The sequence below is a fragment of the Paenibacillus pinistramenti genome, from assembly GCF_005869875.1.
Classification (GTDB): domain Bacteria; phylum Bacillota; class Bacilli; order Paenibacillales; family Paenibacillaceae; genus Fontibacillus; species Fontibacillus pinistramenti.
In genome coordinates this window covers 268,964-283,778 of the sequence record NZ_VAWG01000003.1, presented here as the reverse complement: position 1 = coordinate 283,778, position 14,815 = coordinate 268,964, and the positions used below count along the sequence as shown (strand labels likewise).

Sequence of the window (14,815 nt, the reverse complement as noted above, 5' to 3'; positions counted from 1 at the left end):
GCGCCGGGGCGGCGCGCTTTTCTTATTCAGCGTAGACGCCGATCGTGCTGAGCATGATTTTCCCCGGTCCTCCGTTCAGGTAGAAGGTAATTGAAGATAATTTCGAAGGCTGAAACGCCGGGTTCTGCTCCGTGAATCTGTCAAAATCGAGCCGGTAGGTCTGAAAAATCGTCTCCGTATGCTGCTGGTATTTGCCGTCTTCAATTTTGTCGTCCAGCCACGGATTTATCGTAAATTTGCTGACCGGCAGAGGCTCGGCCGTCATAAATTCTGATAATGGAAGGCGGGCTTTGGCGCCGTCAGAGCTTTCGAGCTCCAGGGTAAGATCGGGGACTTTGGCCGCCGCTGTATCTTTGTCCTCCTCAAGCTGATAGTTCAAGTTGGCCATGGAGAAAGACAGTCCCGCCGCATGGGACAGCGCATAGTTAAACTGGCTGCTGTTGCCGGAGGTGCGCAGCGTCAGCTTGTATGCCGGCACTTCTGTATCCGTGCTGTCCGCACCGGAAGGTGCCTGCCACTCCAGGACGGCTCCGCGTTCTGTTTTGACACTGTTCTCCCGGTCACGGACCTGCTCCTCGCTCAGTTTAACACCGCTGGCTTCTGCAGTTCCCCCGCCCCGGATCGTGTTTACGTTGTAATCCTCTTCATAGTCAGCCAGGAGCGTGAGATGCCCGTCTTCATAACGGCTGAAGTAAGACGTAGCCGGCAGCCAATCGAGTCCTGAGCGGTAATCCCGGAACAGTTCGGTATATTCAGTCTTGCCGTGCAGGGTAGCTTCCATAAAGGCGGATACATAAACCTTGGCGATCTGGCGCTGGCTCTCCTCATTCATAATCCGGCTTCTGCTGAGCAGAATTCCGGTCGGGAAGCTTGCATCATAATGGCCCCAGCTTGTATTAAACTGGCTGTGATTCGCTCCGTCGACGTATAAAGTCGCCTTAAAGGCGGAGCTGCCTTTATCGAAGGTGGCCCGGCTGTACTGCCGGTCGCCGTAGAAATCACTGACATCCCCATCCTGGGCGCCCTGCAGGGAGAAATAATTGACGTTGCTGAGACGCGCCAGGTTATTGTCCACCTTCTTATCGGTAGGCGCTATCGCAGCCACGCTGACGATATGGTATTTGTCGAGATCTTCGAGCGAGTCCCCGCGCTGAAACCAGCGGAGCGGGTCCGCCGCCATCGCCACAGCCTGGCCGCCGCGCGAATGGCCGATCAGGCCGATCCGGTCAAAATCGACTTTATTGTAAAAAGGTGTGCTGCTGTCCGCGGCAAACTGGCTGATCTGCTGAAGATGCTTCAGCAGCAGCCAGGCCCGGGCTTTCATGTCATTGCCGGGGATGCCGGTCCAGGCGGAGTAATTGAAGAAATTCTCATCGACGGAGATAGCGATAAATCCCCGGCTGGCAAGCAGCTCGCCCAGATAAGCGTATCCTTCATCGGAGTAATCCTCCATTAAATGATTGCCGTGGACGATGAGAATAAGCGGAAAAGGGCCGCTGCCTTCCGGCATCCAGACTCTGCCGTTCAGGGGCAGCGATTTGGAGTCAAAGCCCCAGAACGAGGTCCGGGCATCGGACCAGTTCGTAAGGATCTTCGAGCCGTCCACTGAGACGGACCGAAGACCGGCATCCTCGCCGAACTCGCTCCGGTGCAGATCGGTGCCGCTGCCATAAGTGAAGGAGCGGTAAGAGACGGCACCGGGCAGCCCGGGATTGCCGGCGCTGATGGCCGCCGCCGGGCCTGCCGCCGGCTTTGCCGCCAGCGGCTCGCTGCCGCCGCTGTGCAGCGGCAGATACACAAGCGCTGCGCAGGCGGCCGCCGGCAGCAGAAAGCCGGCAAGCCTGCGCGACCACGCCGCGCGCGGCTTGAAGAGAAAGCCGGCGGCCAGGCCGGCTAAAGTGCCTGCGCAGGCGGCGAATACAGCCGCCGCAGCCGAAACGTCCCATCTTGCGCCTGAGTAGCGGAAGATGGTCAAGACGGCGCCGGCCGAATAGAGCCATGCCCCGGTGAACAGCCGGGGCAGCTTCAGGCCGGCCAGCGCCAGCAGCACGGCCAGCACATTGGCCGACAGGGCCATGGCCAGCGTGCCGCCGGCCGCAAAGACCAGCACGTCAAAGCCCGTTCCGCGGCCGGTAGGCAGCCCGAGCGCGGTTAACGTAAATGCGGCCAGCACCACGGCCCAAAGGCCGAATAATGCAGCCTGCCAGATGAAGGTATCATAGCGGTAGGTTGCGGCAATGCGGGTCCTCAGCCGCTGTCTGAGCGGCGGTTTAATAAGGGGGATTTCTGGGTATAAGGGTTCAAATTGAATGTCCATAATTTCTCCTGCTTCTAGGCCATTTCTGCTTCTAGGCCATCTCTGGTTCAATGACTTCTATGTTTCTATGCTTATATGCTTCTTCTGCTGATGAACAGCAGGCTGGTTAGCCTAACATCTATTGTAACATGAAACAAATCGTCCGCTGACAGGAAATCATGGGATATGCTTATGGAGAGGACAGTCTGGGCCGCAGCGTCCGCGACATCCGCTCTTCCGGATTAGTCTCGGCGGGGGCGGTTCTGTTTTTTTTCATTTTCTTCTTATATAATAGAAGAGCCGATGGGTGCACAGAATAACAGGGGCTTGCCGCAGGTTTCAACAAGGCCTGGGTATCCTGGTCTTCATGCTCTCATAAGGCCCAGCCGGGTATCCGATCACGTGATTCCGGCCATTATTTATTTTACGAGCAAAAGGAGATCAATAAGATGAGTGTACATATCGCGGCCAAGCCGGGAGATATTGCGGAGACGATCCTGCTGCCAGGAGATCCGCTCCGCGCCAAATTTATCGCTGAAACGTATTTGACGGATGTGACCTGCTACAATGAAGTCCGCGGCATGCTTGGTTTCACGGGAACTTATCAGGGAACAAGAGTGTCTGTGCAGGGAACGGGCATGGGAACTCCATCCATTGCGATCTATGTTAACGAGCTGATCCGCGAATACGGCGTCAAGAATCTGATCCGTGTCGGTACCTGCGGCGGCATGCAGGAGCATGTCCGTGTGCGGGACGTTATTCTGGCCCAGGCCGCCTGCACGGATTCCAGCATGAACCGGCATGTGTTCGGCGGGTATGATTTTGCTCCGATTGCGAGCTTTGAGCTGCTGAAATCGGCTTACGAGCGCGGCGTGGAGAAGGGGCTCAAGATGCATGTCGGCAATATTTTCAGCTCGGACATGTTCTACCGTGATGACACCTCTGTAAGCGAGCTGCTGATGAAATACGGCGTGCTCGGCGTGGAGATGGAGACAACCGCGCTCTATACGCTGGCTGCCAAATATGGCGTTAAGGCGTTGACGATCCTGACGGTCAGCGACCATTTGATTACAGGTGAAGAAACCACCTCCGAGGAACGCCAGACTACTTTTAAAGAGATGATGGAAGTGGCGCTGGACACGGCCGTTCATCTGTAGGCGGGACGGAGTAATTTAAGAAAGCGGGGACAGGCGCGATGAGAATGGTGGATTTAATTGAGAAGAAACGGGATGGCGGCGAGCTGCTGACGGAAGAAATCAACTATATTATTGAAGGCTACACCCGGGGAGAGATCCCGGATTACCAGGTTAGCGCGCTGGCCATGGCGATCTTCTTCCAGGACATGAACGAGCGGGAGCGCGCCGATCTGACCATGGCGATGGTCAATTCCGGTGATGTGATCGACCTTTCATCGATCGAGGGCATTAAGGTGGATAAGCATTCCACCGGTGGCGTAGGAGATACAACCACCCTGGTGCTGGCGCCCCTGGTGGCGGCGCTGGATATTCCGGTTGCCAAAATGTCCGGGCGCGGCCTTGGCCATACCGGCGGAACCATTGATAAGCTGGAGTCCATCCCGGGCTTCCATACGGAGATCAGCACGCAGGAATTTGCGGATCTGGTCAACCGGTTTAAAATTGCTGTCGTCGGCCAGTCAGGCAACCTTACCCCTGCGGATAAAAAGCTGTACGCGCTGCGGGACGTAACGGCAACCGTGAACTCGATTCCGCTGATCGCAAGCTCTATCATGAGCAAGAAGATTGCCGCAGGCTCCGACGCAATTGTGCTGGATGTCAAAACCGGCTCAGGCGCCTTTATGAAGACGGCGGAGGATGCTGCAGAGCTTGCGCAGGCGATGGTGCGGATCGGCAACAATGTCGGCCGCAAGACGATGGCAGTTATCTCCGACATGAGCCAGCCGCTGGGCTGCGCAATCGGCAACGCGCTTGAGGTGCAGGAAGCCATTGACGCGCTGAAAGGGCAGGGGCCGGCGGACCTGGAGGAGCTGTGCCTGGCTTTGGGACGCCAAATGGTATACTTGGCGGGCAAGGCTTCATCGCTTGAAGAAGCGGAGGAGAAGCTGCGCGAAGCGATCCGCAGCGGCGCGGCGCTGGAGAAGTTCAAGCAGTTTATCGCCAACCAGGGCGGCGATCCGTCGGTTGTCGACCATCCGGAGAAGCTGCCGCAGGCCGCATACAAGATTGAGGTGCCGGCCAAAACGGACGGCGTCGTGGCCGAGATTATTGCGGACGGAATCGGAACGGCTGCGATGTGGCTTGGGGCAGGCCGGGCAACGAAGGAATCGGAGATTGATCTCGCGGTAGGCCTGATGCTGAACAAGAAGATCGGCGACCCCGTCAAAGCGGGCGATTCGCTGGTGACGATTCATGCCAATAACGAGGATGTTGAAGCCGTAACAGCGAAAATCTACGAATGCATCCGCATCGCAGACCATGCCGAGGCTCCTGTGCTGGTGCATGGCATCGTGATTGAATAATCAAAGACTGAATAATCAAAGATTGAATAATCAAAGACGGAATAAAAATGAAAGAGGCTGCGGCCCTGGCGGGAAGCAGCCCTGTATCTTAAACCTTCAAGAGCGTACAATGCCCGGCGGGCAGAGCGGTCTTGGAGGTTTTTTTAGGGATCAGAAGAGAATAATTCCGGCACAGGCGGAAAGGAACAGGATTTTTAAGGGGTGAATCTTATATTTGGTGACGGCGGCAAAGGAAGCGGCCCCGATCAGCAGCGTTGCAAAGGTCGTCCAGTTAAAAATAGCGCCCGCACTGCGGTCCGGAAAACCGAAATGGATGGCCGCATAGACGATAAGCCCTGTGATGATCGGCCGTAAGCCGTAGAAGGAGGACTTCACCCAGAAGCTGGAATGGAGCCTGTAGAAGCAGGCCGCAATGAGGATAACCACGATCAGCGATGGCAGAACGATGCCGGTCGTGGCCGCAATCGCTCCAGGCAGCCCGGCTGCCCGGTAACCGATCAGCGTCGCGCTGTTGGTTGCAATCGAACCCGGCGACATGCCGGACAGCGACACTGCTTGGCGGAGCTCCTCCCCGCTGACCCAGCCGAACCGGTTCGTTTCATATTGAATCATGGAAATGACGGCATAACCGCCGCCGAAGGACATAAATCCGATTTTGAGGAAGGATACAAACAGCTGCCACAATAACACAATGTCCACCCCTAGATGTAATATTCAATCACGCCGGTTTCAGCCTGGCCGGACGATGAGGTTTTCTCCGTTACCACCTTTAAGCCGAGCCATTTCTTGGCCCGCACAATGATGATTCCAAGGCCAAGCCCCGCCAGGATCATAAAGATGGGATTCCAGCCGGTCAGAAGGAGGACGGCAAGTGACCCGGCCGCAGCGGCCAGGGTGCTCCAGTCAACCAGAGCCGATTTGGCCATTCTGTAGGCAGCCGCACCAATAAAACCAAGCACAGCACCGTTAATGCCCTTCATGGCGGCTTGCACCTTGGGCACCTCCTGCAGGTAGCTGTAGAAGAAGCTAAGTACATATACAATCAAGAAGGTCGGAAGAGTGATGCCGAGCACGGCAGCAGCCGCACCGGGGATTTTACCGAGCCGGTAGCCGATAAAAGCGGAAGCATTTACGCCGACGCCTCCCGGGGCTGAACCGGCGATAGACAGCAGATCGCTCATTTCCGATTCGTCCATCCACTTTCGTTTGCCGGCCACTTCCTGTTCGATGACGGCCATCATGGCGTATCCACCGCCAAAGGTGGAAGGGCCGATTTTGAAGAAGACCCAGAATAACTCACCCAGCAGAAGCAGCTTCTGCGTTATTTTATTCTCCATGCTGTTCACCTCAGGCTGTTTTGTCCACGGCTTTCAGTATATCACCTTTCTGCCATTATGGTATTAACTTTCGCCCAGCAGCTGTAGTTTGGGTTCGGAACCTGCGCCCAAGTAGAAAATAATTGCGCTTTATCGGGGTTCTAGCATCGGAATTGGCGCAATTAACGGCGCGGGAATCTTCTTTTTGTTATTTTGATATTAAGGAGAATATGGCAAATTAGAATTCAACCTTCTATAATGGTGTTATCCGACAAGAATAATAAGAATAATGGAGCAGTGTATGAACAAAACAGGCCCTTTCATGTCTTCAGTCAAAAGAGCGGTGTATGACCGGATTGCGGTGCAGAAAGATATTTCCAAAGCCGAGCTGCTGGAGAGGTTCAAGCTGACGGGAAGCAGCCTCACAAGACTGCTCGAGGAGCTTATCCGCGAAGGCTGGATTATCGAAGCAGGCCTGGGGCAGTCAACCGGCGGCAGGAAGCCGATTCTTTACCGGATCAATCCGCTGAGGAGAGTTATTTTTGGTCTTGAAATATCAAGGCTTTATTCCTCGCTGGGCCTGTATGACCTGAATATGAACCCGCTTGCCTTCAGCAGATGGACGATGGACGAAACGATGACGCCGGAGCATCTCCTGGAACGGATTGCAGCGCGTATCGGCTCCATGCTCCTGGAGCAGGGGATAGACAAGAGCAGGGTTGAAGGCATCGGAATCGGGGCGGTTGGGCCGCTGGACAGGCAGAAGGGGATCCTTATCAATCCGCAGCATTTTCCGGCTGAGGGATGGCAGAACCTGCCGGTATGCGGCTGGCTGGAGCAGAGAACGGGGATTAAGGCTGTGCTGGAAAATGGGGCAAATACCGCCCTGATCGGCGAGCACTGGGCGCTGCGCGATGAGCGCATCCAGGATATGCTTTATGTGCATGCCGGTACCGGCCTTCGTTCGGCCATGATGTCCAGCGGCCAGATTGTCCATGGCGCCGTCGACAGGGAAGGCTCGATCGGGCAGATGGTCATTCAGACAGACGGCCACCGGCTGCACGATTCAGGCAACTACGGCGCGCTTGAGGCTTACGCTTCGGTTCAGGCATTGGAGAAGCAGGTGCGGGCCCAGCGCAGGCTGGGCCTGAACCGGCTGGACGGCCCGGAGAAGAAGGAGATGCCGGCGGACAAAATAAACTTCGACACTCTGACAGAAGCGCTCCGGCAGGGGAACAGGTTTGTAGAGGAGCTCTTTCTGCAATCTGCTGTCTATTTGGGCATCGGACTAGCCAATCTGATTAATATTCTCCATCCGGAAGCGGTAATATTGGGCGGGCCGCTGATTCACGCGCATCCCGGTTACTATGACAAGGTGATCTCGGCTGCAAAGGACAAAATCTATTATTATCCCGAATATCAGCCTTTGTTCGTTAACGAAATGCTGCAGGAGAACGCGGTATCGACCGGAGCGGCGCTTCTCGTGTTTAAGCAGATGTCTCTGGAATAAACGGCTTACTGCAGAACCACACCGAGCCGCTCATACAGCTGATTGCGCTGCTGAACCGCCCAGGGCTGGCCGGGCTGCGATTCCAGCAGGTCAAGCAGCAGGTCGTGAAAATCCTGAATCATAAAGCCCTCCGGCAGCGCCGGCTGCTGCAGCAGCTTTGGAAAATCATACTCCGGCAGGGCAGCCCCGCCGTCCGCCGCCTGCTCCATCCAGCTGATCCAATCCTCCAGCTTCAATAGCCCTGCCCTCCACAAATCCAGCTGCAGGCTGAGACAATCCTGAAGCGTCCCATATCCGGCTTCGTCCTGAAATCTCCGGCAGAGCCGGACCGCAAGCTCGTAGAACGCCCGGACAGCGGCCAGTTCAGCGCCTTCAAGGCTGCTGATGCCGAATTCCAGCCGGGAGAGAAAATCCTCCGCCGTAATTGCCGACCCGTCATCATACAGCAGCAGTCCATTTGCCAAGGTTTCCAGTATTTGATCAAGCTGCCGGCCGGTAATCCTCCCCGACGCACAAGCTTCTATAAGCTGTTCTTTCAATTAAATTCCTCCATCCTGATGGAACTTCCGAAGTCCCTCTTTATTCCCGGTCATGAATCCAAGTTTACCAGAAAGCAGGAAAAAGGTCTTGCAGAAGAGGGCCTGCCGGCCCCGGAAGCTTTCGTTCCGGTTAGCCATTTATTCCTGTTTTTTGGAAAAAGGGTTTGGCTGGCTGTCTGGCCGGGTAATAACGGGGACAAACAGAAGGGAGAGAAGACAAAGTGAATTTAAGTGTCCACGCCTCAGCGCCTTATCATCACCAATTCTTTAAGTCCCCGAGCAGCAGCATTCCCAAGAAGGAAACCTCCAATGACAAATCGTCCAGCTTCGCGGAAATTTTGAATGAAAAATTAAAGCAGGCTGAACGGCGTTAATCCGCCTATTTTCCCGATTTTGCCATGAAAATTTGAAAACTGTATGAAATGTTAAAATTATTATTTTCTGAAAAGCCGCCTCCGGTTACAATGAAGCCGATGGACGGCTTTTTGCATTTTTTTATGGGCAATTTGAGAGCCGACAGCGCCGAGTTAAGGATAGATGAATTAGAAGCTGACACGGAAAGAAGGGTTCCAAATGCGCTCATACAGACATACAGCTGAGGGATTTATTGAAACCTCGTTACGGGGGAAAGAACTGCTTGCCAATCCGCTGCTGAATAAAGGGGTAGCCTTTACGAAGGAAGAACGGCTGGAGCTGGGCCTTGACGGGCTGCTGCCGCCGACGGTAATGACGATTGAAGAGCAGACGCAAAGGGTATACGAGCAGCTGCAGAACCAGCCGGATGATCTGCACAAGAACATTGCGCTTAACGATTTGTTCCACCGGAATGTGGTTCTGTTCTATCGTCTGCTTGGTGAGCATTTGAGCGAAATCCTGCCGCTTGTATACACGCCGACGGTAAGCGAGGCTATCCAGCAGTACAGCCATGAATATCACCGGCCGGGCGGGGTGTATTTGTCCATTAATGATCCTGAAGGGATCGAACAGGCCTTCTTGAACGTGGTGGATTCTGTGGAAGCGATTGATCTGATTGTGGTGACGGATTCAGAGAGCATTTTGGGAATCGGGGACTGGGGAGTGGGCGGCATCCATATCTCGATCGGCAAGCTGGCCGTTTATACGGCTGCGGCCGGGATTGATCCCAGCCGGGTGCTGGCCGTTGTGCTGGACGTCGGAACCGACAACCGGAGGCTGCTCGAGGATCCTTTATATATGGGCAACCGCCATGCGCGGGTGCGGGGAGAGCGGTATGAGCAGTTTATCGACCGTTTTGTAGAGAATGCTGTCCGGATTTTTCCTGATGCCCTGCTGCATTGGGAGGATCTGGGGAGTGTCAATGCGCGGAACATTTTGAATAAATACGCGGCAGCGCTGCCTACCTTCAACGACGATATCCAGGGCACGGGAGCGGTCACGCTGGCCGCCGTGCAGTCGGCCTGCCGGATCACAGGCATTCCGCTTGCAGAGCAGCGGGTGCTGGTATTCGGGCCGGGCTCCGCAGGAATCGGGAATGCCGATCAGATGTGTGCGGCAATGGTGAAGGAGGGGCTGTCCGAAGCGGAAGCGCGGAGCCGCTTCTGGGCGTATGACCAGCGCGGCCTGCTGACGGAGAGCACAGCGGATGTGCTGGACTACCAGCGGCCTTATGTGCGTCAGGATGCAGAATGCCGCGGCTGGCTCCGGAATGAGGCAGGGACGATCCCGCTGCTGGAGGTGGTCCGCCGCGTGAAGCCGACCATCCTGATCGGAACCTCAGGTTCGGCTGGAGCTTTTACCGAGGAAGTGGTAAGGGAAATGGCCCGGCATACGGAGCGGCCGGTCATTCTGCCGATGTCCAATCCGACAGCGCTTGCCGAAGCCGTGCCGGCTGATCTCTTGGCCTGGACGGACGGCAGAGCGCTGATTGCGACCGGCAGCCCCTTCGAGCCTGCCGAATGGAACGGAGTCCGGCACGAAATCGCCCAGTCCAATAACGCGCTGGTGTTCCCGGGGCTGGGGCTTGGCGCCATCGTCGTCAAGGCTCAAACCCTGTCCCCCGGCATGTTCAGCGCTGCGGCCGAAGCGATCGCCTCCTTTGTGCCGTGGGACGGGCCGGGAAGCCCGCTGCTGCCGCGCGTCAATGAGCTGCGGGCGGTATCCGTCGCTGTTGCCGCCGCTGCTGCGAAGCAGGCGATTGCAGAAGGCATCGCCGGCTGTGTGCCGGAGGATGTCGAGGAAGCGGTGCGCTGCGCGGTTTGGCAGAGTGAGTACAAGCCAGTCAAAGCGGTGCAGGAGCTCGTAATCGCGTAGGCAGGGGTACAACGGCGGGGATATAATGGCAGCGATGTACAACGGCAGGAGTCAATGACTGTTACAAAGAAAAAGCCAGCTCCGCAAGCTGGGGACCGGAAGAGGCTCCCTGTTTGCGGGACTGGCTTTTTATGGTTTATTTTTCAGGTGATAAACGTCTTAATCTTCATCCACAACAGGATCCGCGCTGCGGTCGCCGAGGCGGCCGTCTTTGGCATCCTGGTATAATCTTTTTACCCATTTCAGCTCGGTTTTGGCATGCTCATAATTAGCCGCCATCAGATGCAGAACGCTCCGCGGAACGACGCCAATGTGCTCCGTATAGACCTCGTACAGGTAATTGACCTGATGCTCGGCTTCCTGCACACGATTCTTGAGCACATCGGCCATTTTGGACTGATCGCCCTTCCAGGCAAAGGACAGCGCCATCTTGATCGGGGTATGAATCGGCTCGATTTCCTCAAGCATGCTGAGCAGCATGTTATCAAAACAGGCCTTGCCTTTATCGGTAATATGATAGACGGTCTTATCCGGACGATTCTCACTCTTGATAACCTCAACCGCCTCGATCAGGCCCTGCTTGCACAGCTGCTCAACGGCATAATAGAGGGAGCCGATCTGGATTTTGGTGTTCTGATCCAGCGAGCGGTCCTTCATGATCGTGCGGATCTCATAAGGGTGCATGTCCTTCTCCATCAACAGACCCAAAATCGCCAGTTTGATGGGCATGACGTTACTCCCCGGACACGGTCGCCGCAGGCTGCCCGGCTGGAGCCTGTTTGTTGACCAGCACCCGGTCGTTTGGCATCAGCAGAATAAACAAAGCGGCTGCGCCAGCTGCGATAAGCGACCATAAGAAGGTGTGGGCGATGGAAGTCGCCATGGCATCCGAAATTTTATGCAGCACGGCCTCCGGAATCTGCTTGCGGTTCTCCGGCGTCAGCGCGTTCTGAGGATTGCCGATGGAAGCCGCACTTTGGCCGCTGCCGGCAAACGCCTTCGTCATTTGATCGGACAGCAGGTTGCGCTGGATGATGCCGAAGATGGTAATTCCGAGCGTCATGCCCAGGGACCGCATGAACGTAATCGTAGAGGTTGCCGATCCGCGCTGGCGCGTATCAAAATGATGAATGCCGGAAAGGTTCAGCGTGGAGAAGGAGAAGCCGACCCCGATTCCCGTCACAACACTGTAGATGGTCAGCAGCGTCCGCGGAGAATCCGAATTGAGCGTTCCGAGCAGCAGAATACCGGCCAGGAAAAAGATAATGGACATCAGCATAATGCGGCGGAACGATGTCCGGGTAGACAGCAGGCCGCCGGACTGGGCGCCGATCACAGAGCCGATCATCATCGGCATCAGAATCAGGCCGGAGTTGGTGGCTGTGCCCCCGTATACGCCCTGCACAAAGATCGGAATATAAACGGTAGCCACGATAAATACGGCTCCATAGAACAGGGCTACGCCGTTGCTAGTGGCAAACAGCCGCACCTTAAACATATCGAAGGAAATGACCGGCTCAGCCACTTTGCGTTCGATAAGCAGGAAGGCGATCAGCAATACGGCAAACCCGGCGAACAAGCCGAGAATCTGCGCGGAATCCCAGGCATAGGTTTCTCCGCCCAGCTCCAGGGCGAACATGAGGCAGACGATTGCCCCGACAAGCGTGATAGCCCCAAACCAGTCGATTCGCTGCTTCAAGTGATTCGGGGATTCCTTGTAGAACGCCATAATCAGAATAAACGAAACGATCCCGACCGGTACATTGATGTAAAATACCCAGTTCCAGCCAAGATGATCGGTAATAAAGGCGCCGAGAAGCGGCCCCACAATGCTGGAGAGCCCGAATACGGCTCCGAACAGGCCGGTGGCTTTGCCGCGGGACTTCGGCGGGAAAATATCAAAAATAATTGTAAAGGCAATTGGCATCAAAGCGCCGCCCCCGATGCCCTGAATGACACGGAACAGGCTGAGCTGCGTGATGCTGCCGGCAAGCCCGCACAGAATCGAGCCCAGCAGGAACACAACAATGCCGAAAATGTAAAATCTCTTGCGGCCGTACATATCCGACAGCTTGCCGAATATCGGCGTGCCGGCCATTACGGCGACCATATAAGCCGAGGTGACCCAGACAAACTGGTCCATTCCTCCAAGATCGGACACGATGGTGCCCATAGCGGTGGTTACGATCGTATTGTCCATCGCGGACATCAAAATGCCCAGCAGCAAGCCGGCTACGATAAACCGGAGGCTTCTTGAATTACTTTGAATCATGAGTGAACTCCTTTATTCAAATTTGAATACTTTCTCATTATATTCAAATTTGAATAGAAATCAATTGCAAAAAAGCTGCTCTCCCCATGTACGGAGAAAGCAGCTTTTATATCGGTGCCGGGCCTGGCGCCGGTGCAAGTTACAGTTATCCCTGCTGGTCAGCCGGAAAAACAAGTCCAAGCTGTCTGCGGGCTTCGTCCATAATTTCAGCCGCCGCCAAAGTGCGCTCATGGCTGTTAACGGCAGATTCACCGGAGCCCTGGCGGATGACCTTCATAAATTCAACCGTCTCGTAAGTCATGCTCGGCAGGGCGGTTGGGATGGAGATATCCTCCTCACGCCCGTCCCGGTAGCGGATATAAACATGGTGAGGCTGGCTCAGCTTATCAATGACAATGGAACCGAGTTCCCCTTGAATTTCGGACGGGAGGGCCGAGTCCGTAATTTTGGAATACATAACGACGGCATCCATTTCGGGATAAGCGGCAATCAGCATTCCTTCGCCGTCAACGCCGGATTCCAGCATGTAGCCCGTCGCTTTGACGGCAGACGGTTTGCCGAATAAGGCCACCATCGGGTAAATGCCGTAGATGCCGAGATCCATCAGCGCCCCATTGGAGAATTCCGGTTTGAAGGCATTCAAAATTTCCCCCTGCTTGTAGGCATCGTAGCGGGAGGAGTATTGGCAGAAGTTAGCGATATAGCGGCGGATCGGGCCGATCTTGTTCAAATTGTCGCGGATCGTCCGGAAGTTGGGAAGCAGGGTCGTCTTTAAAGCTTCCATAAAGACTACATTGTTAGCTTTGGCTGCTTCGATGACCGCCTTCACTTCGCGGGCATTGGAAGCTGCCGGCTTCTCGCACAGCACATGGATGCCGTGATTCATGGCTTCGATAGCCTGGCTGGCATGCAGGGAATTTGGGCTTGCAATATATACAGCATCTACGGTGCCGCTTTCGAACATCGCAGTCAGATTGGTATACGTATTGGGAATTTTATGCTTGTCGGCAAAGGCCTGCGCCTGCTCTGTTGTGCGGGAATACACGGACGAAAGAACAAATCCTTCTGCCTCGATCGCCGCCTCAATGAACCGGTCGGTAATCCAGTTGGTTCCAATGATGCCGAAACGAATCATGCTTTATGCCTCCTTAGGGGTAGCTTGCCGCCAGGACACGTCTTACGGCCGCAAGTATTCATCATTGTCAGTTATAATAGAACGGACAAAGAAATGCAACCCCGCCAGCCTGCTGGTTAACCGGACATTCCTGCAATTTTATGCTGAAGCAGCGGGGTGTAATAAGCTTTAATTGAATCAAACTCGGATGTAATCCGGTCCATATGGCGGACGGTTCCCATGCCGGAGTGCCGGCGGTAATGGGTGAGCGGCTGGTTCAGATAAGCCATGCGGACACCGTTTAAAGCGATGCGGACCCAAAGATCATAGTCATGCGTGTAGGGCAGCTGCTTATTAAACCAGCCGAGCGACTCTGCCAGATTCCGGAGCATCATCACCGTACAGCCGTTAATCGGACAATAATGGAGCAGGGACGATATCAGCGCTTTTTCATTCTCGAAAGAGCTTTGACTGTTATAGCCGGTTATCCGGTTCTGCTCGTCGGTCGTATGGTAATCGGTAAAGCTGAACTGGAGATGATGCGTCTCCATAAAGGCGACTTGGTTCGTAATTTTATCCGGATGAAAATAATCGTCCGAACTGAGCCAGGCGATATATTTGCCGCTTGCTTGCTGCATGCCGTAATTGAGAGCGCTGGCTGTGCCGCCGTTGCTTTTGCCGAGGTAGACGATCCGGGAACGGAAGGGATCCAGCTTGTGCTGATGCTGGGTGGACCCGTCATCCACAACGATAATCTCAAGCTTTTCATAGGTTTGATTCAGCACGCTGGATAGGGCCTGGTCGATATATGGACAGTTGTAAAAGGGAATTACGACCGTAACAGTCGGGTGCATAGCTCCAACACCTTTCTCAGAAATCCACACATTATGTACCAGTGTATGAAAGAAAGAAGAAGCGAGACTGGATAAACGTGGATTTTGAGCAGATTGATGAACAGAGCCTGCCTCCGTCAGCTGTAAAA

At 55.0% G+C, this 14,815-nt stretch carries 13 protein-coding genes; 5 read left to right on the top strand and 8 right to left on the bottom strand.

From position 1 onward, the window contains the following. Nucleotides 1-22: 22 nt before the first annotated feature. Complete coding sequence (locus FCN15_RS06890; protein ID WP_238996542.1) at nucleotides 23-2,368, bottom strand: alpha/beta hydrolase family protein; 2,346 nt, start codon at nucleotides 2,366-2,368, stop codon at nucleotides 23-25. 377 nt (nucleotides 2,369-2,745) lie between these two features. Here FCN15_RS06890 and deoD point away from each other — a divergent pair, with 377 nt between their 5' ends. Both deoD and FCN15_RS06880 read left to right on the top strand, forming a co-directional pair. Continuing rightward, nucleotides 2,746-3,453 carry a purine-nucleoside phosphorylase gene (deoD, locus tag FCN15_RS06885; protein WP_138494258.1) on the top strand — a complete coding sequence of 236 codons (708 nt, stop codon included), beginning with the start codon at nucleotides 2,746-2,748 and terminating at the stop codon, nucleotides 3,451-3,453. Nucleotides 3,454-3,491: 38 nt separating this feature from the next. After that, on the top strand, nucleotides 3,492-4,793 hold the full coding sequence (locus tag FCN15_RS06880; protein ID WP_138494257.1) for a pyrimidine-nucleoside phosphorylase: 1,302 nt from the start codon (nucleotides 3,492-3,494) through the stop codon (nucleotides 4,791-4,793). A 150-nt stretch (nucleotides 4,794-4,943) separates the two neighbouring features. On the opposite strand, the gene FCN15_RS06875 is transcribed toward FCN15_RS06880, so the two are convergent. Both FCN15_RS06875 and FCN15_RS06870 read right to left on the bottom strand, forming a co-directional pair. Continuing rightward, on the bottom strand, nucleotides 4,944-5,483 hold the full coding sequence (locus FCN15_RS06875; protein ID WP_138494256.1) for a chromate transporter: 540 nt from the start codon (nucleotides 5,481-5,483) through the stop codon (nucleotides 4,944-4,946). 11 nt (nucleotides 5,484-5,494) lie between these two features. After that, nucleotides 5,495-6,130, bottom strand: a complete 636-nt coding sequence (locus FCN15_RS06870) for a chromate transporter (protein ID WP_138494255.1) — start codon at nucleotides 6,128-6,130, stop codon at nucleotides 5,495-5,497. Nucleotides 6,131-6,431: 301 nt separating this feature from the next. Between FCN15_RS06870 and FCN15_RS06865 the strand changes: the two genes are divergently transcribed. Continuing rightward, nucleotides 6,432-7,619 (top strand): ROK family transcriptional regulator, encoded by a 1,188-nt coding sequence (locus FCN15_RS06865; protein WP_238996541.1) that lies wholly within the window; start codon nucleotides 6,432-6,434, stop codon nucleotides 7,617-7,619. A 5-nt stretch (nucleotides 7,620-7,624) separates the two neighbouring features. Here the strand turns inward: FCN15_RS06865 and FCN15_RS06860 are convergent, their stop codons facing one another. After that, nucleotides 7,625-8,158 (bottom strand): hypothetical protein, encoded by a 534-nt coding sequence (locus FCN15_RS06860; RefSeq protein WP_138494253.1) that lies wholly within the window; start codon nucleotides 8,156-8,158, stop codon nucleotides 7,625-7,627. A 221-nt stretch (nucleotides 8,159-8,379) separates the two neighbouring features. Between FCN15_RS06860 and FCN15_RS19140 the strand changes: the two genes are divergently transcribed. Together FCN15_RS19140 and FCN15_RS06855 are read left to right on the top strand one after the other, a co-directional pair. After that, nucleotides 8,380-8,532, top strand: a complete 153-nt coding sequence (locus tag FCN15_RS19140; protein WP_162515304.1) for a hypothetical protein — start codon at nucleotides 8,380-8,382, stop codon at nucleotides 8,530-8,532. Nucleotides 8,533-8,731: 199 nt separating this feature from the next. Then, a complete protein-coding gene (locus FCN15_RS06855; RefSeq protein ID WP_138494252.1) occupies nucleotides 8,732-10,447 on the top strand; it encodes an NAD-dependent malic enzyme in 1,716 nt (571 codons plus the stop codon). Between the two features lie 159 nt (nucleotides 10,448-10,606). Here the strand turns inward: FCN15_RS06855 and FCN15_RS06850 are convergent, their stop codons facing one another. From FCN15_RS06850 to FCN15_RS06835, 4 genes are all read right to left on the bottom strand, one after another. Further along, a complete protein-coding gene (locus FCN15_RS06850) occupies nucleotides 10,607-11,176 on the bottom strand; it encodes a PadR family transcriptional regulator (protein WP_138494251.1) in 570 nt (189 codons plus the stop codon). Between the two features lie 4 nt (nucleotides 11,177-11,180). Then, complete coding sequence (locus tag FCN15_RS06845; RefSeq protein ID WP_138494250.1) at nucleotides 11,181-12,719, bottom strand: MDR family MFS transporter; 1,539 nt, start codon at nucleotides 12,717-12,719, stop codon at nucleotides 11,181-11,183. Nucleotides 12,720-12,864: 145 nt separating this feature from the next. Then, a complete protein-coding gene (locus FCN15_RS06840) occupies nucleotides 12,865-13,854 on the bottom strand; it encodes a Gfo/Idh/MocA family protein (protein ID WP_138494249.1) in 990 nt (329 codons plus the stop codon). Nucleotides 13,855-13,970: 116 nt separating this feature from the next. Then, nucleotides 13,971-14,687 carry a glycosyltransferase family 2 protein gene (locus tag FCN15_RS06835; RefSeq protein ID WP_138494248.1) on the bottom strand — a complete coding sequence of 239 codons (717 nt, stop codon included), beginning with the start codon at nucleotides 14,685-14,687 and terminating at the stop codon, nucleotides 13,971-13,973. Between the last annotated feature and the right edge of the window lie 128 nt (nucleotides 14,688-14,815).

What these genes read in the sequence shown, in the direction of transcription:
- FCN15_RS06845 (WP_138494250.1), bottom strand. Translation starts at nt 12,719, where the DNA reads ATGATTCAAAGTAATTCAAGAAGCCTCCGGTTTATCGTAGCCGGCTTG.
- FCN15_RS06880 (WP_138494257.1), top strand. Translation starts at nt 3,492, where the DNA reads ATGAGAATGGTGGATTTAATTGAGAAGAAACGGGATGGCGGCGAGCTG.
- FCN15_RS06855 (WP_138494252.1), top strand. Translation starts at nt 8,732, where the DNA reads ATGCGCTCATACAGACATACAGCTGAGGGATTTATTGAAACCTCGTTA.
- FCN15_RS06870 (WP_138494255.1), bottom strand. Translation starts at nt 6,130, where the DNA reads ATGGAGAATAAAATAACGCAGAAGCTGCTTCTGCTGGGTGAGTTATTC.
- FCN15_RS06865 (WP_238996541.1), top strand. Translation starts at nt 6,432, where the DNA reads ATGTCTTCAGTCAAAAGAGCGGTGTATGACCGGATTGCGGTGCAGAAA.
- FCN15_RS06835 (WP_138494248.1), bottom strand. Translation starts at nt 14,687, where the DNA reads ATGCACCCGACTGTTACGGTCGTAATTCCCTTTTACAACTGTCCATAT.
- deoD (WP_138494258.1), top strand. Translation starts at nt 2,746, where the DNA reads ATGAGTGTACATATCGCGGCCAAGCCGGGAGATATTGCGGAGACGATC.
- FCN15_RS06840 (WP_138494249.1), bottom strand. Translation starts at nt 13,854, where the DNA reads ATGATTCGTTTCGGCATCATTGGAACCAACTGGATTACCGACCGGTTC.
- FCN15_RS06850 (WP_138494251.1), bottom strand. Translation starts at nt 11,176, where the DNA reads ATGCCCATCAAACTGGCGATTTTGGGTCTGTTGATGGAGAAGGACATG.